This is a genomic window from Psychromonas arctica, assembly GCF_038155225.1.
GTDB lineage: Bacteria > Pseudomonadota > Gammaproteobacteria > Enterobacterales > Psychromonadaceae > Psychromonas > Psychromonas arctica_B.
Map to the genome: position 1 here is coordinate 77,562 of NZ_JBAKBA010000008.1, position 21,169 is coordinate 98,730.

The window sequence follows — 21,169 nt, forward strand, 5'->3', positions numbered from 1 at the left end:
CTTTCTATAACACATCAACTCGGTACTTTATGCTTAATATTGCAACGCTTGGCCCTAAAGATACATTCTCTGATCTCGCAACTAAGCAATACATTCAAGCTATACAAGCTAAAGAGCCACTACAAACAACACATATTCAATACTATGCAACGTTGTCACAAACCTTTGAAGCCATTGGTAAACATTGTCAATTAGGCGTCCTGCCGATTGAGAATTTATCGGAAGGTTATGTACAAGTCGTATTAGATCAACTGCTTGATACTAAGTTATCAGTGATCTCTGAGTTACTATTACCTATTCAATTTTCATTTGTTGGTTTTTGTGAGCAGATATCTGAGCTAACCGACTTATATGTTCAGTTTGTTGCCCACGGACAATGTTCTGAGTTTATTAACGGTTTGGAAGGTGTGCAGATCCACATGACACAAAGTAATATTGAGTCTTTGGTATTGGCACAGAAAAAAGGCAAAACTGCAGGAGCGATTATTCCGCAACATGCATTGTCACAGGCAAGTGATGCAAAGCTAATCGATAATGATGTTACCAATTACAGGAATAATCAAACACGTTTTTTAGTCCTTTCAGAAACAGCACAAGCGCGTATTCAGGGTAAAGAGTATAAAACTACGCTAGTCGTTAATAACAAACAAGATTGTCCTGGTGTACTAGGCAATATCGTGAGTGCTTTTGCATTACAAAAAGTGAATTTAACCTCGATTATGTCGCGTCCTACGCGTTCTCAAATTGGTAATTACCACTTTTTTATTGATATTGATGGGCATCAAGAAGATGCACATATTTCTGCTGCACTAACAGAAATACAAGCGCAATATGATGTCACTGTTGTTGGGTCTTATATTAAAGCGATTAATACTAATGGCAATAAATAGAGGTTCTCATTTTATTGGTTAAAATAACCCATTTTTGTACGATTAATTTTACTATCAACTCTACTGCTACTTTATTTTTTTGTAAAAATAATCACCATTTACAACTATTTCTTCCTAAAATTTAATTGATCTGCACAAGATTTAGATCACATATTCAAGCTAATTAGTCTCTTTTGGAAATGTCTTATTGCTATTCCTGTTATTTTTTTATCTTCTAAAACCCCATATAAATAGGTGTATTCAAAGATAATTAATAATATTTTTTGTTCTACATATTAATTTCACTTATTATTTTAATGGTTATTATTTGATTTACAGTTGTTTAAAAAATAGCTATCTTTTGAACGATCGTTTTTTATTTTCCTTTTTATTTTCCATAGCATTTTAATAATGTCCGTAACGTTTAATAATGAGAGTGTGAATATGACTAACCCTATGCAGCAACAATCACCGCAGTTAAAACCAGGAACAGAAGAGCAAAATACAGTGCAAATTCCTCAAGAAGCTTTTGATTGGTACGATGAATACGCACATGGTGATATTGATCGACGCACCTTTTTGAGAAGACTCGCGGGCATCGCTGGGGCTGGTATTACATTAGCCACACTTTCTACTGCTTTATCTCCTAATTATGCATTAGCCGAACAAATATCATTTAATGATGCTGATATTACTGCTACCTATGAAAAGTTCTCATCGCCAAAAGGCCATGGTGAAGGACAAGGGTATTTTGTAACACCTAAAAAAGTGGATGGTAAACTACCTGTTGTATTAGTTATTCATGAAAACCGTGGTTTAAACCCTTACATTAAAGACGTAGCGCGTCGTTTAGCGAAAGCTGGATTTATCGCATTTGCACCTGATGCCTTGTATCCACTAGGTGGTTATCCAGGTAATGATGACGAAGGTAAAGTGATGCAGAAGTCACTTGATAAAGTCAAAATAGAACAAGACTTTATTGCGGCAGCATCATTTTTGAAAGAGCACCCACAAAGTAACGGTAAACTAGGGGCTGTTGGTTTCTGTTTTGGTGGTTATATTGTTAACATGTTAGCCGCAACGATACCTGAAACATTAGATGCAGGCGTCCCATTTTATGGAACACCGGCAGCTTCTGAGTTAAGAAAAAATATTAAAGCACCATTATTAATTCAATTAGCAGAGCTTGATAAAAGAGTTAATGCGTATTGGCCTGAATATGAAGCTGATTTGAAAAAATATAATGTTGATTACGAAATGTTTATGTATGAAAAAGCCAATCATGGCTTCCATAATGATTCGACAGCGCGTTATGTGCCAACCATGGCTGACCTAGCATGGGATAGAAGCATCGACTTCTTTAATAAGCATTTAGCGACAAGCTAAGCGATATAGCTTTTATTACAGTCTCAAACAAAAAGAGCTCAATATTTGCATATTGAGCTCTTTTTTCGTTTAGCGCTATTATTTAGCTCTTAACTCTTGCTTTCTAGTGCTTTATTTTCTTACTAAAAATACACCCGCTTCAGTGTGGTGTGTGTAAGGGAATTGATCAAACAGAGAAAATTTCTTAATGTCATGCGTTTGAGTAAAGACTTCTAGGTTATCTTTTAATGTTTCAGGGTTACAGCTGATGTACATGATGTTCTCGTACTGCTGTACCATTTTAACTGTATCGTCATCTAAACCTGCACGCGGTGGATCAACAAAAATAGTGTTGCATTGGTAGCTAGATAACTCAACATTCTTCTCTTTTAAACGATTAAACTCACGAACACCATTAATGGCCTGTGTAAACTCTTCAGCGGACATACGCACGATGGTTACGTTATCTATGTTATTTGCAGCAATATTAAATTGTGCAGAATTAACTGAAGGAGTTGAAACTTCGGTTGCTAACACTCGGTTAAAGTTTTTAGCGAGCGCTAACGAGAAGTTACCATTACCACAGTACAGCTCTAATAAATCACCTTCACTATCACGCGTACAATCAATGGCCCATTCCAACATATCGACAGACACTTTAGCATTTGGTTGCGTAAAACTATTTTCAACTTGCTGATAGATTAATTGTTGTCCATCAACCTCTAGCTTTTCAATTACGAAATCATTATCAACAATAAACTTTTGGCGTCTTGCTCGGCCAATAATATTGATGGTAAAGTGTTTAGATAAACGTTCTTTTAAGGCTTTTATTGCTGTTAACCATTCGTCATCTAACACTTTGTGGTAAAGCAGGCTAACCATGATTTCGCCACTCAAGCTCGATAAAAAGTTAGCTTGGAATAACTTAAAACGTAGAATAGGAGAGACCTTTAACTCTTCAACGAGCATAGGCATTAATTTATTAATTAAGGTACTTGCTGGTAAGAATTGCTCAACACGAATACGCTGACGCGTCTCTTGATCTGTCATGTAAAAATATAGGTCTTCATCTTCATGCCAAACACGAAATTGACTACGCATACGGTAATGTTGTTTTTCTGAAGCAAAACAATCTAATTCAGGTAGTTCAAAGGTTGAAAAGAGTTGTGTAAATTGCTCTTTTTTAGCGTCTAATTGTGATTCATAATTGTCCGGATCAACAAATTCTAAGCTCATTATTACCTCTGTATTCTAAATCTGTATGTGACTATTCTATCAATAGCATATAAATGGAGGGGCATTCTAAAGCAGGCAGTAGAACTTGGCTAGTGAAAACAGAATGTCATGGTATTTCTGTGCACTATCTAGTTGATCATTTTATTTCTTTCTCCTTCGATTACAGGCTAAAATACTTTTTTTATTGAGGAAGCAGTGATATGTCAGCTAAACGAGTGCTTATATTTGATTCTGGAGTGGGGGGCTTATCGGTTTATGAACAGATTATCAAAGTTAATCCTACCATCAAATGTCATTATTTGTTTGATAATGCTTATTTTCCTTACGGTGAGCTACCAAGAGAAAAACTCATTAAACGCATTACACAATTACTCACTGATTTTATAAAAGAATATCCCACTGATTTGATTGTTATTGCTTGTAACTCAGCCAGTACCATTGCACTTGAAGATTTACGCCAACACTTTTCTATTCCTATCGTTGGTGTCGTACCAGCAATTAAACCGGCTACCTCAGTGACTAACAACAATGTGATTGGATTGTTAGCGACACCAGGTACTATTGAACGTGTTTATACTACCGCTTTAATTAATGAGTTTGCTGCTGATAAAACGGTGTTACGCATTGGCTCTACTAGGTTGGTTAAATTAGCTGAAGATAAGTTAATGGGGAAAGCGTTACTGCAAAGTGATTTTGAAGCCATATTGGCACCTTGGATTAACAATGAAGAAAATATGCCTGACACATTAGTCTTAGGCTGCACGCATTTTCCTTTACTTAAACAGGAAATTTCAAGATGCTTTACGCGACCCATTCATCTAGTCGATTCTGGTGAAGCGATTGCATTGCGAGTCCAAAAATTATTAAAACTTAAAAAAGAGGGCGGTGACTTAACATCACAAAGCCATCAAGCTTTTTATACTCAAATATTTGCTAATCAAACGCATTTATCTGCTTTACACAAACGCTTCATTGATTATGGTTTTACACAATTAAATTTTTGTAACCTATAAGTAATAAACTTTATAGCAATCGACAATAACGATGATTTATTTCAAAGCATCGTTATTGTTGAGCTAAACTAAACCTTGGTTAGCCATTCACTATAAATGACTAGCTTTGTGTTAAGTATTTTTAAGCACGGTGTAAGTACCGTTTGCTAAACCTTTAATTGTCCATTCGCCAATGGAGTAACGAATCAATCGTAATGTAGGAAAACCAATATTGGCGGTCATGCGACGAACTTGGCGATTACGGCCCTCAGAAATCGTAATGCTTAACCATGTCGTTGGAATATTAGCGCGTTCACGGATAGGCGGGTAACGTTCCCAAATATCAGGGGTATCCATTATTTTTACTTTTGCTGGTGCTGTTATACCGTCTTTTAGTGCTACACCTTGGCGTAATTTTGCTAAATCAGTTTCGCTAGGTGCACCTTCAACTTGTACCCAGTACGTTTTTTCTGTCTTTTTACCCGGCTGGGTAATCTCTGACTGTAATTGGCCATCATTGGTTAATACTAATAAACCTTCACTGTCTCTATCTAAACGTCCAGCGGCATAAATATTGGGAATATCAATATAGTCTTTTAATGTTTCACGCATTGAATCTTCATTACCTTCATCGGTAAATTGACTTAATACATCAAAGGGTTTGTTAAATAAGACTACTTTTTGCATTGACTTAGGCAGTACCTTTTTCGGTACAAACTTTTTATGCGCTGCTTTTTTTACATTAAAGTGAGTAGGCTTTTTACCTGATCGCTTACTTGCTGTTGAGTCTGCTTTAAATTTATTATTGGTTTTATTTATTGGAGGTTGATTCACTTGTTGCCCTTAAAGCAGTCAAAAGAGTTATTGTATCAGAATAAATAGTGCAGACAGTATTGCTTATTAAATGTTATGTTTATAACATCAAAAACGATAGCCCATCGGCATCTTGTTACTTTATGTTAACAAGTACGAGTTCACAAATAACGATCAAGATCACGTTAAAATCGGTGACTTAAGGGCATGAAACTAGATAATTTTGTTTTTTTCGATATGATATGCGCGTAATTATTGCGCGTAACAATTTGATAACATTTTTAGCGATATTAATTCACTTCATAAATTTTTGTTAAAGGAAATAAAATGACAGATAAATCAGCAAAGATCATCTATACACAAACAGATGAAGCACCTGCGCTTGCAACTCACTCTCTATTACCTATTGTTAATGCATTCACTAAAGCAGCAAACATTGTTGTAGAAACGCGTGACATCTCTTTAGCTGGTCGAATTATTGCCAACTTTTCTTACAAGTTGCCAGCTGCACAACAGCAAGCAGACTCATTAGCAGAATTAGGTGATTTAGCAAAAACACCAGAAGCAAACATTATTAAATTACCGAATGTAAGTGCATCTATCCCGCAACTACAAGCGGCGATTAAAGAGCTACAATCTCATGGTTTTGCATTACCAGATTACCCTGAAGTAGCAACAAGCCCTGAAGAAGAAGAAACAAAAGCAGTTTATGCAAAAGTATTAGGTAGTGCAGTAAACCCTGTATTACGTGAAGGTAACTCTGACCGTCGTGTTGCAGATGCTGTTAAACAGTATGCACAAGATCATCCACACCGTATGGGTAAGTGGTCTAAAGAATCTAAATCACACGTTGCAGATATGTCTGATGGCGATTTCTACAGCTCTGAGCAATCTGTTGTATTAGGTCAAGATGATGATGTAAAAATTGAATTCACTAATAAAGCAGGCGTAAGCACGGTACTTAAAGCATCTACACCTGTTTTAAAAGATGAACTAATCGATTCATCACGCATGAGCGCTAAAGCATTACGTGATTTCTTCGAAAAAGAAATGACTGACGCAAAAGAAAACAACATCATGCTTTCTTTACACCTTAAAGCAACCATGATGAAAGTATCAGACCCAATCATGTTCGGTCACGCGGTAACCGTTTACTTTAAAGATGTATTTGCTAAACATGCAGACTTATTTAAAGAGTTAGGTGTTGATGAGCGTAATGGTCTAGGTGATGTTTACGCTAAGATTGCTAATATCGATGCCGCTAAAAAAGCAGAAGTAGAAGCTGATATCCAAGCGGTTTACGCAACACGTCCTAGCTTAGCAATGGTTGATTCTGATAAAGGCATCACTAACTTACACGTACCAAGTGATGTGATCATCGATGCTTCTATGCCTGCTATGGTTCGTTCTAGCGGTCAAATGTGGAATGCAGAAGGTAAACTTGAAGATACTAAAGCATTGATCCCAGATCGTTGTTACTCAGGTATCTACGAAGAAACAATTAAATTCTGTCGTGAAAATGGCGCGTTTGACCCAGCAACAATGGGTAACGTATCAAACGTAGGTCTAATGGCTCAAAAAGCTGAAGAATACGGTTCTCACGATAAAACATTCCAAATCACTGAAGCGGGTACTGTTAAAGTAATCGATTCAGCAGGTAACACGCTAATGTCTCACGATGTTGAGCAAGGTGATATCTGGCGCATGTGTCAAGCTAAAGACATTCCAATCCGTGATTGGGTTCGTTTAGCAGTAAGCCGTGCTCAAGCAACTGGCCAACCAGCAATTTTCTGGTTAGACGAAGCACGAGCTCACGATAAAAACTTAATCGAAAAAGTAAATGCTTACTTAAAAGATCATGATACAGCTGGTTTAGATATTCAAATCTTAACGCCTGTTGAAGCATGTAAGTTCTCATTACAACGTGTTAAAGAAGGTAAAAACACTATCTCTGTAACAGGTAACGTATTACGTGATTACCTAACAGATTTATTCCCAATTTTAGAGTTGGGTACAAGTGCTAAAATGCTTTCAATTGTTCCATTACTTGCAGGTGGTGGTTTATTTGAAACTGGCGCTGGTGGTTCTGCTCCTAAACACGTTCAACAATTTGTTGAAGAAAACCACTTACGTTGGGATTCTTTAGGTGAGTTCTTAGCATTGGCTGTATCGATTGAAGATATCGCCGCTAAAACAGGTAATAAAAAAGCAGTTATTTTGGCTGAAGCGTTACATGTAGCGAACGGTAAATTCTTAAAAGAAGATAAATCTCCTTCACGTAAAGTCGGTGAATTAGATAACCGTGGTAGTCACTTCTACTTAGCCATGTACTGGGCTGAAGCACTTGCTGAACAAACTAAAGATGCTGAATTACAAGCACAGTTCAAACCTTTAGCAGAGTCACTATTAAGCAATGAAGCAGTTATCGTTCAAGAGCTTAACGATGCACAGGGCGTTGTTGTTGATCTAGGTGGTTACTTCCATACAGATCCTGTTAAAGTGTCTGCTGCAATGCGTCCAAGTAAAACGTTAAATGCTGCTGTCGATAATATTTAATTTTCGATTGTAGTCATTATGTTGAGTGGCAAAAGCTCAACGTAAACGTTTTATAACGTGAGTATTCATAAAGCCATTAAGTGATTCACTTAGTGGCTTTTTTTATTCTTTTTCCTGCGTAAAATTTAGAATGCTTATTTAATGTAATTGGTATTCATTCCTCAGAATATCCTCAATTAGCCGATAAATGAAAAGTGCTATTAGATGTTGCGATTAAACTAATTTAACGAAAAATTAAAAAATAATAACCTCAATCAAGCTGCTTTGCGTTAAAGTTAACAATGTTTATTTCATTCATTTTAGTGAAAAGGGTGCTGATGCGTCTTACTTTATTCAAAAAAATTCTATTCTCGATGTTATTTATTAGTGCTTTGATGGTACTGGGAATGGCGTGGTCTATTAACGACAGTTTTCAAACTGGTCTGCAAAAGTATCTAAATCATGGGGAAGAGGAGCGATTAGAAATTGTCTCTGAATATATTGCTCCTTATTACTCTGAGCAAAATGGATGGCAAGGGTTAACGCCTGATACGATGTTAACCGTATTATCACAGGTATTTAATCGTCCAAGAGGCGATGGCAATGAACCTAAAAAGGCGCGAAAAGAGCTTATAAGACGATTGTTTAAACGTATTGTCGTGTTGGATGAAAACGATCAGCCGATTTTTAGTCAAAGAAAATCTAAATCGACAAATGAAATTATTAAAGTGCCTGTTATATACCAACAAAAAACTGTGGGTTGGGTGACAACACAAAAGCGTTACGTTATTCCAGGGGAGCTTGAGAGTACTTTTTATCATCAACAACAATATAACTTAATGTGGATTGTTTTATGGGTAACATTGCTGTCATTTACCTTGGCTTGGTTGTTAGTGAGGCACTTTTTAACGCCTTTAAAGCGCCTTGAAAATGCAGCAAATTCATTACAAGAAGGTGATTACTTAACGCAAATAGACGTTAAAGGAGAAGATGAATTAGCGGCGCTATCTTTACGATTTAATGAATTAAGTGGTAGCTTATTGCGACAAAAAGAAAATAGAGAGCAATGGCTAGCAGATATATCTCATGAATTACGCACTCCTATTTCTGTCTTAAAAAGTGAAATAGAAGCATTACAAGATGGCATTCGTAAGCCAGAACCCAAGTATATTGATTCATTACATAACCAAGTACAAAACTTGAGCCAATTAGTAAATGATTTATATCAGCTGTCGTTGTCTGATGCAGGAATGCAGTTTGATTTGGCTGAGTCTGTTGACGTACAACAAGTGCTAGCAACGAGTTGTTCACAATACCAATTACGTTGCCAAGAAAAGCAAATTCAATTACAAAGTGACTTTAACCTTAAAAAGCCTGTTTATATTAAAGGCGATAAAAAATCATTAACACAGTTGTTCTCTAACTTACTAGAGAACAGTTTACGTTACACCGATGCGCCGGGTTTATTACAGGTTAAATTAAAACTAAATAAGCAGCAGCTTCAAATTTGTATTGAAGACAGTGCCCCAAGTGTGCCCGATCAGGCTTTACCTAAATTGTTTGAACGTTTATATCGTGTTGACGAGTCTCGCAGTCGTTTGAGTGGCGGTTCTGGTTTAGGGTTATCCATTTGCCAAACAATTGTAAAAGCACATCAAGGTGAAATGATAGCAACACATTCAGCTTTAGGTGGGTTAACTATTACTATTTATCTACCTATCTCAGAGAGTTAATAAAGGAATTATAATGTCACAGCATGTTTTAATTGTGGAAGATGAAGAGTCATTAGCGCAAGTCTTAGGCGAGTATCTTACTCAGTCTGGTTTAATCACTCATATTATTACTGATGGTTCACAGGTGATTGAATGGGTTAAAAAAAATCCAGTTGATTTATTAATCTTAGATTTAATGTTACCAGGGAAAAATGGATTAGATATTTACAGAGAGTTACGTACTTTTACCGGTATTCCTGTGGTAATGGCGACCGCTAGAATCGATGAGATTGATCGCTTAATTGGTTTGGAACTCGGTGCCGATGATTATATTTGTAAGCCGTATAGTCCAAGAGAGGTCGTCGTTCGAGTCAAAAATATCCTGCGCCGCTCAACCGATGAAATGAAAATGGTTGATAAAGTATTAAGTATTAATGAAAGTACGATGCAAGTATTAGTGAAAGGCAAAGAAGTTAGCTTAACGCGTGCTGAATTTCGTCTTCTATCGCATTTTCATCAACATAAAGAGCAAGTCTTTAGTCGAGAGCAGTTAATGACTCAAATCTACTCAGATAACCGTGTAGTGACAGATAGAACTATCGATAGTCATATTAAAAACTTACGTCGCAAAATTCAAAACGTTGATGCAGAGGTTGATTGCATTCAATCTATCTACGGTGTCGGTTACAAATTTGCTCTGTAGTTGCTCTCATCATAGCTAGTAAACCAGCGGTTTGAATAAACCTGCATTTTCAATAAGCAGGTCGCTGGTTCGATTAATACCAATCTGGATAAGTAAATGGTCTATTTAGGCGTTAGGGGAAATGGATAATAGCAAGTGCAGTAACTAGTTATTCTCATTACAAAATCAACAACGAAGCTAGGATTCATTTTAACAAGTATAAATGACTAGATAATGACTTAGATTGGTATAATTTTGAAGCCTATATTGATACATTTTTTGAAGGTTAGCTTTATAAATGGAGTATTAGGTATTTGGCTTTAGGGGAAGCGTTAGGCCATGTATCTTTTGTTATTCTTAGTGTGCCTTATCCGTATTGTTTATCTTAGTTAATGCTTTGAGAGTATTATTAACATCATCTACTAACGTTTTATTAGTGACCGCCTTAGTTTTTCCTCAATTATCTCCCTAAAAATCAAGCAAAACGGTTAACTCCTTTTTTTATCCATATTCTCTACACAATGCTTATCTATAGTCTCTACATCGGCTCAGAAGAGAGCTTTATATTCTAAGTAAAAAAAGAGGTTTATATGAAAAAGTTATTTATTTTAAGTGGTGTTGCATTAATGGTTTCAAGTTCGCTAACAATGGCTGCTGGTAATAACTCAGCTAAATATGACTTTGGAAAGTTCGATCTTAATAAAGATGGCCAAATTAGTGTCGTAGAAGCGACGGGGAAACTAGCGAAGCATTTTGATAAAATCGATGCAGATAGCAATGATTTAATCAGTGAAGCTGAGTTTGCTGAAATGAAAAAAATGAGAGAAGCTAAAAAACCTACATTTGCTGATTTCGATAAAAATAATGATGGTTCAATTTCTAGCGCTGAATTTGATGCCGCTAAGAAAATGAAAAAAGGCAAACATCACCATAAAGTAGACTTCGCTAAAGTAGATGTTAATAAAGATGGAAAAATTACTAAAGATGAAGCGAAACGAGGATTACTTAAACGTTTTGATAAAATTGACAGCGATGCAAACGGTTCAATTTCAACAACAGAATTCGCAGCTTTAGAAAAAATGCACAAAGGTAAAGGTAATCATAAACTAGATTTCGGTTCTATTGATGCAAACAATGATAACCAAATTACAAAAGATGAAGCAAAAGGGCGCTTGTTAAAAGGTTTTGATAAAATTGACAGTGATGCAAACGGCTCTATTTCAACAACTGAATTTGCAGCTTTAGAAAAAACGCATAAAGGCAAGGGCAATCATAAATTAGACTTCGGTTCTTTCGATACAAACAGCGATAGTAAAATCACAAAAGATGAAGCAAAAGGCCGCCTATCGAAACATTTTGATAAAATAGATAGTGATAAAAATGGTGTTATTACTCAAGCTGAATTGTTAGAAATGCAAAAAATGCAAAAAATGCAAAAAATGCATAAAGGAAAAGGTCATAAAAAAGGTAATAAAGAAGTTAGCTTTGCTAAATTAGATGCAAACAGCAATGGTGCTATCACTAAAGATGAAGCAAAAGGTCGTTTAGCTAAACACTTTGATAAAGTCGATACAGATGCGAATGGCTCTATTACATCTGCTGAATTTGAATTAGTTAAAAACATGAAAAAAGGTAAGCACGGGCAGAAAGTCTCATTCTCAACATTAGATGCGAATAAAGACGGAGCCATTACTAAAGACGAAGCAAAAGGTCGCTTACTTAGTAACTTCGACAAAATCGACGGTGATGCTGACGGTAAAATAACAACTCAAGAATTAGATACAAAACGTGGAGACCGTAAAGGTAACAAACGTCCAACATTTGAAATATTAGATGCTGATGGTAACGGTAAAGTATCAAATGTAGAGTTTGCCGCTTTCCAACAAAAACATGCTGAAATCAAAAAATAAGCTTTATAAATGTTTAACTACAGTTATAAATAAAAAAGCCTGGTGAGTTTTCTCATCAGGCTTTTTTATTGTGCGATTTAATCTCTGTTCTGGAACAGAAAAATAACATAATACCGTTATACCAATCACACTAATTAACTCATCTTAAAATAACTTATTTCGTCGTTATAAGTTTCGTAAAGAGAATAACCATTAAAGAATTAATATCTTTTAGTTAATTCTCCGACAGATGATTTACGAGAAAGGCCTCAACTTATGCCTTAAATTAAGCCATTTTTTCTACGCACAATGTAGATCACTTATTTAATGCAATCGGTGTAATAAGTAATATAACGTTATGGATTTAAATATAGAGAGGCTTTAATTATCCAGAGTTTAGGTTATTTATATTATTGTCATTCTTCTCAATATCATTTTCAGTATGAGTTTTAGCACAGCTCTCATTACAATGAGCGACTTTTAATCTCCACTTTCATTATCCTAATTTATTGGCATTATTCTTTAATGAATTACTTTTTAAGCACTTGGTTTTAGATGCCTAATTCATCGAATAAATCGATTTCAGCGGCTGGATTTTTAGCTGTGGTTGTGTCTACTTGAGATGTTTTGTTTTTTTCTTCTTCAATTATTGAATCAGGATCAAAAGCTTCTCGTTCTTCAAAATTAGGTAATTTAATAAACTCCGTTTTATCCATGGCCAATTCAAGGTAGAAAATGTTATTTTTTGCTGTCGTGAAACTTACTCGACGTGCTTGTGGGCGGTCTAAATTTGTATCTATAGAGAGTACGACTTGTTTATTAATGGTCAACATTTTAGGTTGATTTTGATTAATAGAAGTATGTAATTCATGGCCAATGACACTGGTAAAATCACCAACGGCTTGATTCATTAATTCGCCCATTACATCACTCACATCGTCAGCAGTATGTGATATTGCTAAGTCTTCCACTGATAGCCCCATATTGGTCATATAAGTCGTATATAATTCCATTGCGGCAGCAGCACTAAAATTTAAAATAACTAATCCAGAAAAACCACCATCAAATAATACAAAGCAGCCTATGTCTGGTTTAAGGCAGGTTTTATTGATTTTTTGAACCATTGAAGAATAATTAATTTGGCGGCCCGTCGCATTACTTAAAACAGATTTCATAGAGTTACATAATACTAATAACACATCATCTGTTGAGGTGGTTTTACTTTTAGTCATATCTTGTTATCGCCTTTTAAAATGCTAATAATGGAGCGTTTAGAATAGGCTATTATTTAAATATAGGTAGTTTTGTCGATGGTTATTTAATAAAAATGATAGCAAGTCGCTGTTTTTGTTATTTATTATGTTGTGAATCTTATCCATTGTTCATTTAAAAGGGGCATTGACCTGTCTATTAGAGCAGGTATTGAATTTGAATGTTATTACGTTTGCTTAATCTTGTAAGTTCCATTGTTGGCAGTAGCTAATAAACTGTTTCAATATAGGGCTTTGATACTTTTCTTTATGCCACACTAGATATAAATCTCGCGACATATCAATATCAATAGAAAGGGAGGCTAAACGTTTATCTTGCAGAGCATGCCTAGCGGCTGTTCGTGACATACAAGAAACCCCTAAACCAGCGGCACAGCAATTAATGATTGCTTCAGTCGTCGTCAGTTCAAAGGTAATATCTAGGTCTGTCAAATGCTGCCCAATGTGCGTAATAAAAAAATCACGAGTACCCGAACCTTGCTCTCGTAAGATCCAATGTTGGTGATTCAAGTCTTCGATAGTAATTGATTTTTTATTAGTTAAAGGGTGCTTAGGGTGAACCACAATGACCATTTCATCTTTAAGCCAACGTTCGATGTGTAACTGTTTATCCACTAATAAAGCTTCAACTAATCCAATATCTAACTCGTATTCTTTTAGTTTTTCACCAATAGTGGTGCTGTTATCAATACATATTAATTGATCTTGATGATTTTTAATGTCACGAAACTGCGCTAATAAAGCGGGCAGTAAATGATTACCTACTGTATTACTTGAACCAATTCTTAGCTTTCCTTGGAAGTTATGATTATCAAATAAACTTGTAATTGCCTTACTACGTTCTATTTGTTCATCGGCTAAGGGCAATAATGCTTTACCCATTTCATTGATTAATAAACGATTATTAGTGCGCTCAAATAGTTTATGAGCGAGTTGTTTTTCTAACTCTGCTAGCGCCATACTTACCGCTGGTTTGCTTAGAAATAGTTTTTCTGCCGCAGTAGTTAGTGTTTTTTCTTGTGTGATAGTTATAAAGACATGTAATTGCTTAAGTGTAATATTCATAATCAGCCAAGGGTTTCGATTTAATTAACAAGATGAATGTTAGTGTAAGTTATTCTTAATAGAAATGCTGCGTTTGAGGAGCCATCAATAGAAAAATATTAAGTTAGAAGCAAAGACAAAGTTTCAAAGTGAAAAATATTAACCACGAAGCGCTACGCTACATGAAGGGCACGAAGGAAGGCATAAAGAGTAGCTAAAAGTGAAAATATGCAGAACTCAGTACATTTAAGTTAGTTGTTAATCTTAAGGTTTTTGACTTAACTTTCTTTTCACTTCGTGCCTTGGTGGTTAATTGGTTTTGGCTTTAAAAGCTTAATTAACCACGAAGCGCTGCGCTACACGAAGGATACGAAGAAAATACAACAAAATAATTATGAGGTAAGTTAGAACTGAAAGTATTTCAGGTTGTTTTTAATTATAAGGTTTTTGACTTAACCTTCTTTTCACTTCGTGCCTTGGTGGTTAATTGCTTTTGATTTTATCTCTTTAACTTTGTGGTTAAGTGCTTTGATTTTAAAAGGCTTATGGCATAGCTGCGTGTATTTGCTTTAACAGAGCTGCCGCAGCAGATTTAGGATCATCTGCATGGCAAATAGCAGACACTAACGCGACACCATCAACACCGGTTTTTATGATGTCATCTAAATTGCTTTGGTTGATGCCGCCAATCGCAACGACTGGAAAATTTGTTTTTGTTAATGCATTCGTTAAGCCTGCTATTCCCCATTCTTTTTTAGTATCTGTTTTAGTTGGTGTTGCAAAAATTGCACTTAAACCAATGTAATCCAAGGATAATGCATTCGCTTCTAATAGCTGGTGTTCATTTTCAATAGATAGGCCGAGTAACTTGTTAGGGCCTATCAATTGTCGTGCTAATCCAGCGGGCATATCCGATTGCCCTAAGTGAACTCCGTCAGCATCAACGGCTAATGCGACATCAACACGATCGTTAATAATAAGTGCTACGTTAGTGCCTTTTAGAATGGTTTTAATTGCTTGAGCGCGAGCAATAAAAGATCGTATATCACCACTTTTTTCACGGACTTGTACCATGGTAACACCGCCTACAACGGCTTCTTTGACAACGTGCTTTAGTGTTTGTAGATCTTGCTGATCATCTGTCACTAAATATAAGCGGTACGGGTTCATGGAGTTTTCCTTGAAAATAGAGTGAGTAATGGTACCTAATAAAGGCGCTTAATATTCCATGAAGAATAAAAAACACCTTTAAATTAGCCACTATTTGACAGTTATTTTTAAACGTTTATTAATAGTGGTGGCATCTAATTGATATAACACATCAAGCAAATTCATTTGTAAACTACCTGGGCCGGCAGATTGCTCTGCTGCAATTTCACCAGCAACACCTAATACAGCGGCTGCGGCTAAACCAGAGTCTTCTCCAATCGCTGCAAAAGCGCCGGTTAAAGCACTTAAACTACACCCCATTCCTGTGATACTTGGCATCATTGCATGACCGTTATGCAATGTAATTTCACTGTCAGCGGTGATGATGTAATCGACTTCGCCAGAAATAACTACATTACAGTGATAAGTTTCAGTTAAGTAGCGAGCGGCATCCACTGCCATTTCACTACTATCAAGTGAATCTACACCTTTGCTTTGTGCTTTTTCACCGGCTAACGCTATTATTTCAGATGCGTTTGCACGAATAATTAAATGTTTTGCCAGTGCTGCTATTTGGCGTGAAGTCTCAGTGCGTAATGTACTCGCACCACAACCAACGGGGTCTAATACCACGACTTTTTCATGTACGTTTGCTTGTTCAATAGCGTAAATCATACGCGGAACCCATTGGCTATCTAGGGTGCCGATATTAATAACCAATGCACCACTAAATGACATCATTTCAGCCATTTCTTGACGAGAATGTGCCATGATCGGTGATGCACCAATTGCTAATAAAGCATTCGCTGTATTATTCATAACCACATAATTAGTAATGTTGACGACTAACGGTTTTTGCGTACGTAATGCGTGTAACGCACCGACAATTAGCTTGGTCTTTTCTTTTTGTGTGCTTTCTTTCTGGGTATCTTCTTTTTGTGTTGTTTGCATCGTTAATCCTCTGCTCACTGTTTTATTTATGACAAGATCTCTTTAATACAAAACTTAATACAGTATTTGCTAAATCGCGGCATTTAAACCTTGCTGCCAGAAAGCCACTTCCATTCTAGTCGCCGTTCTAAATACTTTGAGAAGATGTTGACCACGTTGGCTATTGATATCAATCTCTGCGAGTAATTGGTCTAAATGTTCGGTGCTATCGATGATGCTTTGTTGAAACTCATCACCACTATATAAATCAATCCAGCTAGCAAATTCATTGCCCTCAATTTTAGTGTTTTTGTCATTTGCTAATAAGCGACCAATTTCAGCATAACCAATTGAACAAGGTGCTAACGCAACATAAAGATCAACAATATCGCCAGCCATGCCTGTATCTAAAACGTAACGTGTATAGGCGACCGTGCCAAAGTCCTCATCTTCTGCTTCTAAATCAGCCTCGGTTAATCCCCAATTTGCACAGTAAGTGATGTGGTGATTAATCTCAAAGCTCAATAATGCTTGCACACTCGCAAGGCCTTTACGCATTTCTGCTAACGAATTCGCTTTATAAATCGCTAATGCATAGGCACGCGAATATTGCTTCAAGAACAAAAAGTCTTGTTTTAGGTAATGTAAAAAGCAGGGTTGCGCTAAGCTTCCATTGCCTAATTGCATCACAAAAGGGTGCTTTGTATAGTCATTCCAGTCAGACTGGCAAGCATTGATTAAATCTTTATGATTCATGATTTTCTCACTGTTTTAAATTTGCTATTGAGTGAATTTTTAGTCCGTTTTTTCAACGGACATTAAGCTATTTCATTACTTGAATGTAGGCATATAATCTTTTGCTTTTGGCTGGCTCTTAATTAGCTTGTTATCAAACATAAATTGCGCGTAATCATCGTAACGTTTTAAGTCGATAGCAGCAGGGCGTAATGCAAAACGTGTTAATGTATCGCGCCATGCTCGTTTATTAAGCTCATTGTTTAAGGTATCTGGTGCATAGTTAACAAACTCATTCCATGCTTCTTTTGGGTGGTTAACAATGTAGGTAGTTGCTTGTTCTAGGGCTTTATTGAAAGCACTGATCATCGCAGCATCATATTTTTTAGCATTAGCTACAAATATAAGTTCATCATAAGCTGGAACACCATGTTCTTCAGGAAAATAAGCCTTAGCTTTAAAACCTTCTAATGCCAATTGGTTCGTTTCAAAGTTGCGTAGACCACCCCAAATTGCATCAACTTTACCCGATGCTAATGACGCTGATAATGCCCAACCCACGTTAATGATTTCTAATTCATCGTAACTGACATTAACGGTTTCTAGCATTTTACCGATGGTCGCTTCTTCGCTTCCTGAAATAGCAATACCTACTTTTTTACCTTTCAAATCGCTTAGCGAATTAATTTTTCCGTTATCGAGTACCATTAATGTGTTTAATGGTGTAGCGATTAACGTCGCTGAGCGCACTAAAGGTAACCCTTCTGCAACATCAATAATTAGGTTTGGCTGATAAGTAATAGCAAGGTCAATGTTGCCTGCAGCTACTAATTTTGGTGGCATACTTGGATCGGCAGGCTCTTGAATAACCACATTTAAACCTTGTTCTTTAAAGTAACCACGTTGTTGTGCCACGATAATTGGGCCATGGTTAGGGTTAACAAACCAATCCAACATCAAAGTGACTTTTTTATCCTCAGCTTGTGCTGAAAATGAGAACAAGGTTGCCGCTAAAGTAAGCGTGGTTAAGATGAAATTCTTTTTCATGTAGTGTATTTCCTTATTGTATTTAAAGAGTGTGCATTGTTTTAAATTAATATATTGAGCTTTAGTGGTATTTATATTGGCACTCATATTTACTATTTTGAATAATAGAAAACGTGCTTTCAGGCCTCCCATGGGATCAGTTTTTTTAATACCTTATCGGTGATGAAATATAAGCCGACTGAAATCGTAGACAGGATGAATAAAGCGGCGAACATTTCATCAATTAACATACGGGCATTAGCTTGCAGCATTAAATAACCCAAGCCTTCACTTGAGCCAACCCATTCACCAGCAACGGCACCAATCGGTGCAATAACCACAGCAACACGAATACCAGAGGCCAAAGTAGGTAATGACGCTGGCAGTTGAATATGGCGTAACATCTTCCATTTACTCGCATTCATGGTCTTAGCTAAGTCGAGATAACCCGTAGGTGTGTTTTTTAACCCGTCATAACAACAAGTTGTAACAGGAAAAAAGATGATCATCGCAGCCATGACTATTTTTGAAGCAATGCCATAACCTAACCAGATCATCAAAATAGGCGCGATGGCAAAAACGGGGATCGCTTGGCTAGTAATTAAAATCGGCAATAACCAACGTTTGATTGGTTTAAATAACAACATCTGCAAGGCAAAACATAAGCCCATGGATAAGCCTAATAATAAGCCGAGTATGATCTCTTGAGTGGTCACCCAACTATGCTTTAATAAAACGTCATAGCGAGCAATCAAACGTTCGAACACAGATAAAGGCTCAGGTAGAATAAAAGCAGGTAATTTAAATACGATCACAACGGCTTGCCAAATTGCAATAATCACTGCAAAAGTAAGTAACGAACGTAATACTGGATGTAGGGTTTTATCCTTACTTTTAATTGGTTTAGCTAGGTTAATCATGGGAGGTAAATTACTCATAATCTTGCTCCAATCGATCCAGAATTTGTTGTTGCAAGCTGGCACTTTGAGTATCAAAGGATCTTGGTATCTGGCTATCTGGCACTGTTAATGATTCTGCAAAGGCAGGTTGCCCTTGCATAATGTACAGTTGATTAGCTAAGCGAATCGCTTCCTGTGGATCGTGAGTAATCAACACCACCGTTTTATCTTTTAATAATTGATGGGCTAGGTTTTGTAAACGATAGCGAGTGACTGCATCTAATGCTGAAAAAGGTTCGTCCATCAATACCACTGGTTTGTTTTGCATTAAGGTTCTAGCGAGTGCAACTCGTTGACGCATACCGCCAGATAATTGCTGTGGTAAATAATGTATTTTATCGGACAGGCCTACTTGCTCTAATAGCTGTTGTGCTTTTGTAATGTGTAGTGATTTTTGTTGTTTACCAGTCTTATGACTTTTGTTACTGAGTTTTTCACTTAACAGAACGTTATCTAATACCGATAACCATGGCATTAATAAATCTTGCTGAGCCATATAAGCGATTTGGTTTTGTAAAGGTAGGTTGGTGCTGGTGGATAGTTGTCCTGACCATGTGACTTTATCAACCAATAAATTAGCAAGATAACGTAATAGGGAGCTTTTACCGCAACCACTTCGCCCTAAAATACAGGTCCATTGTGCAGCAGGAAAGTGCATGTTCAGCGATGACAATACGTACTGTTCACTATGGTGATAACGTAAGCTGGCATCTTTAATATCAAGACTAGGCGCCTTTATTTCATTCAGTACTGTTTGCTTTGGCACTTGCTTCGCTGAATGCTTATTGGTCATACTTAACATCTATCGATTCAGCTTGTAAAAATGGTCAACAGGGCCGCGACCTTTACCAATTTTAAGTTGGTCGGCATGTTGTAGTGCTTGCGTAATATAATCTTTACCTAGTTGCACTGCTGTTGTCAGTTCATTACCTTGAGCGAGATAAGAGGCGATGGCTGAAGATAAGGTGCAGCCTGTGCCGTGATTGTTATTAGTCTCAACGCGTTTTGCTGTAAGTTGCTGTACTGAATTCGGTAAAATTAATAAATCATTACTGTTTTCGTCTTGTTCTAAATGCCCACCTTTTAATAAGACTGCTTTAGCGCCTAACAGACGTAATGCATCAATCATTGTCTGCATTTCTTGTTCGCTAGTGGGGAGTTGGCTATCAATTAACGCCGCCCCTTCAGGTAAGTTTGGCGTGATTAAATCAGCCATTGCCAGTAATTCTGTTTTTAAGGTTTGAATGGCCACTTTTTCTAATAGTAGATCGCCATTAGTAGTGACCATCACAGGGTCGATGACTAAAAAGGCTGGTTTGTATTGCTTGAGTTTTTTAGCAACCACTTTGATAATGTCGCAATCAGCTAACATGCCTACTTTTACTGCAACAATATTGAGGTCACTAAATACAGCGTCTAATTGCTTTTCAACATGTTCAAGCGGAATCGGAAATATAGCGGATACGCCAAGTGTATTTTGTGCAGTAATAGCAGTGATTGCGGAACAAGCGTAACTGCCTGTTGCTGAAATAGCTTTGATGTCGGCTTGAATACCTGCACCACCACTGCTGTCAGAACCAGCAATAGTCAATACAATCGGGGTGCTAATAGGTGTACAAATAGCGTTAAGAATAAGGTCAGACATAATGGCTCCGATGAAAACGCGAGCGGAACTTATATCAACCAACATCAAGCAAAGAGATGCTACAGGGATGGTTTATAAATAGTTCCCTGCGTCAGTGTTAACTGTATCAGGTTCAACGGGTATCGGTGTTTTATCAATAAGTCTTGATATCACACTCGTTCTCAGCCTAAGGCTCCCCGACTATAATTGTGCCAAATCATATCAAGTTCTGTTAAAAGCGCAATCAAACATATTGCTTAGGTAGGATTGTAGAGGTTTCAATTGCTTAAGGTTTACATTAAAAGGGAGCAAAAAATAACAAATAGGAAATACATATT

General features: G+C 36.7%; 18 protein-coding genes and 1 riboswitch. Of the genes, 7 read left to right on the top strand and 11 right to left on the bottom strand.

Annotated elements, in window-relative coordinates; all coding sequences use genetic code 11:
- Positions 1-29: 29 nt before the first annotated feature.
- The gene (locus tag V6255_RS05255; RefSeq protein WP_341627195.1) at positions 30-890 is read left to right on the top strand and encodes a prephenate dehydratase; all 861 of its coding nucleotides are present in this window, start codon (positions 30-32) and stop codon (positions 888-890) included.
- 435 nt (positions 891-1,325) lie between these two features.
- The gene (locus tag V6255_RS05260; RefSeq protein WP_341627221.1) at positions 1,326-2,255 is read left to right on the top strand and encodes a dienelactone hydrolase family protein; all 930 of its coding nucleotides are present in this window, start codon (positions 1,326-1,328) and stop codon (positions 2,253-2,255) included.
- A 111-nt stretch (positions 2,256-2,366) separates the two neighbouring features.
- On the opposite strand, the gene trmA is transcribed toward V6255_RS05260, so the two are convergent.
- Positions 2,367-3,470 (bottom strand): tRNA (uridine(54)-C5)-methyltransferase TrmA, encoded by a 1,104-nt coding sequence (gene trmA / locus V6255_RS05265; protein WP_341627196.1) that lies wholly within the window; start codon positions 3,468-3,470, stop codon positions 2,367-2,369.
- Between the two features lie 200 nt (positions 3,471-3,670).
- Between trmA and murI the strand changes: the two genes are divergently transcribed.
- On the top strand, positions 3,671-4,483 hold the full coding sequence (gene murI / locus V6255_RS05270; RefSeq protein WP_341627197.1) for a glutamate racemase: 813 nt from the start codon (positions 3,671-3,673) through the stop codon (positions 4,481-4,483).
- Positions 4,484-4,594: 111 nt separating this feature from the next.
- On the opposite strand, the gene V6255_RS05275 is transcribed toward murI, so the two are convergent.
- Positions 4,595-5,296 carry a pseudouridine synthase gene (locus V6255_RS05275; protein ID WP_425355906.1) on the bottom strand — a complete coding sequence of 234 codons (702 nt, stop codon included), beginning with the start codon at positions 5,294-5,296 and terminating at the stop codon, positions 4,595-4,597.
- 306 nt (positions 5,297-5,602) lie between these two features.
- Here V6255_RS05275 and V6255_RS05280 point away from each other — a divergent pair, with 306 nt between their 5' ends.
- The 4 genes from V6255_RS05280 to V6255_RS05295 all read left to right on the top strand — a co-directional run bounded on the left by V6255_RS05280 (position 5,603) and on the right by V6255_RS05295 (position 12,114).
- Complete coding sequence (locus V6255_RS05280) at positions 5,603-7,831, top strand: NADP-dependent isocitrate dehydrogenase (protein ID WP_341627198.1); 2,229 nt, start codon at positions 5,603-5,605, stop codon at positions 7,829-7,831.
- Positions 7,832-8,148: 317 nt separating this feature from the next.
- Positions 8,149-9,543, top strand: a complete 1,395-nt coding sequence (locus V6255_RS05285; protein ID WP_341627199.1) for an ATP-binding protein — start codon at positions 8,149-8,151, stop codon at positions 9,541-9,543.
- A 13-nt stretch (positions 9,544-9,556) separates the two neighbouring features.
- On the top strand, positions 9,557-10,225 hold the full coding sequence (locus tag V6255_RS05290) for a response regulator (protein WP_341627200.1): 669 nt from the start codon (positions 9,557-9,559) through the stop codon (positions 10,223-10,225).
- A gap of 569 nt (positions 10,226-10,794) precedes the next feature.
- Entirely contained in the window at positions 10,795-12,114 is a 1,320-nt protein-coding gene (locus tag V6255_RS05295) for a hypothetical protein (RefSeq protein WP_341627201.1), read from the top strand.
- A 530-nt stretch (positions 12,115-12,644) separates the two neighbouring features.
- On the opposite strand, the gene V6255_RS05300 is transcribed toward V6255_RS05295, so the two are convergent.
- The 9 genes from V6255_RS05300 to thiD all read right to left on the bottom strand — a co-directional run bounded on the left by V6255_RS05300 (position 12,645) and on the right by thiD (position 20,852).
- Positions 12,645-13,325: a DUF3334 family protein gene (locus V6255_RS05300; protein ID WP_341627202.1), complete on the bottom strand. Its 681-nt coding sequence runs from the start codon at positions 13,323-13,325 to the stop codon at positions 12,645-12,647.
- A gap of 216 nt (positions 13,326-13,541) precedes the next feature.
- Positions 13,542-14,429: a LysR family transcriptional regulator gene (locus V6255_RS05305; protein WP_341627203.1), complete on the bottom strand. Its 888-nt coding sequence runs from the start codon at positions 14,427-14,429 to the stop codon at positions 13,542-13,544.
- 522 nt (positions 14,430-14,951) lie between these two features.
- Entirely contained in the window at positions 14,952-15,578 is a 627-nt protein-coding gene (gene thiE / locus V6255_RS05310; protein WP_341627204.1) for a thiamine phosphate synthase, read from the bottom strand.
- 90 nt (positions 15,579-15,668) lie between these two features.
- Positions 15,669-16,508: a hydroxyethylthiazole kinase gene (gene thiM, locus V6255_RS05315; protein WP_341627205.1), complete on the bottom strand. Its 840-nt coding sequence runs from the start codon at positions 16,506-16,508 to the stop codon at positions 15,669-15,671.
- Between the two features lie 69 nt (positions 16,509-16,577).
- Positions 16,578-17,243: a TenA family protein gene (locus V6255_RS05320; RefSeq protein ID WP_341627206.1), complete on the bottom strand. Its 666-nt coding sequence runs from the start codon at positions 17,241-17,243 to the stop codon at positions 16,578-16,580.
- Positions 17,244-17,318: 75 nt separating this feature from the next.
- Positions 17,319-18,269 carry an ABC transporter substrate-binding protein gene (locus V6255_RS05325; protein ID WP_341627207.1) on the bottom strand — a complete coding sequence of 317 codons (951 nt, stop codon included), beginning with the start codon at positions 18,267-18,269 and terminating at the stop codon, positions 17,319-17,321.
- Between the two features lie 119 nt (positions 18,270-18,388).
- Complete coding sequence (locus V6255_RS05330) at positions 18,389-19,186, bottom strand: ABC transporter permease (protein ID WP_341627208.1); 798 nt, start codon at positions 19,184-19,186, stop codon at positions 18,389-18,391.
- Positions 19,179-20,000 carry an ABC transporter ATP-binding protein gene (locus tag V6255_RS05335; RefSeq protein WP_341627209.1) on the bottom strand — a complete coding sequence of 274 codons (822 nt, stop codon included), beginning with the start codon at positions 19,998-20,000 and terminating at the stop codon, positions 19,179-19,181. The genes V6255_RS05330 and V6255_RS05335 overlap by 8 nt, the downstream gene beginning before the upstream one ends.
- 9 nt (positions 20,001-20,009) lie before the next feature.
- Positions 20,010-20,852, bottom strand: a complete 843-nt coding sequence (thiD, locus tag V6255_RS05340) for a bifunctional hydroxymethylpyrimidine kinase/phosphomethylpyrimidine kinase (RefSeq protein WP_341627210.1) — start codon at positions 20,850-20,852, stop codon at positions 20,010-20,012.
- A 66-nt stretch (positions 20,853-20,918) separates the two neighbouring features.
- Positions 20,919-21,041: riboswitch (TPP riboswitch) on the bottom strand.
- Positions 21,042-21,169 lie beyond the last annotated feature (128 nt).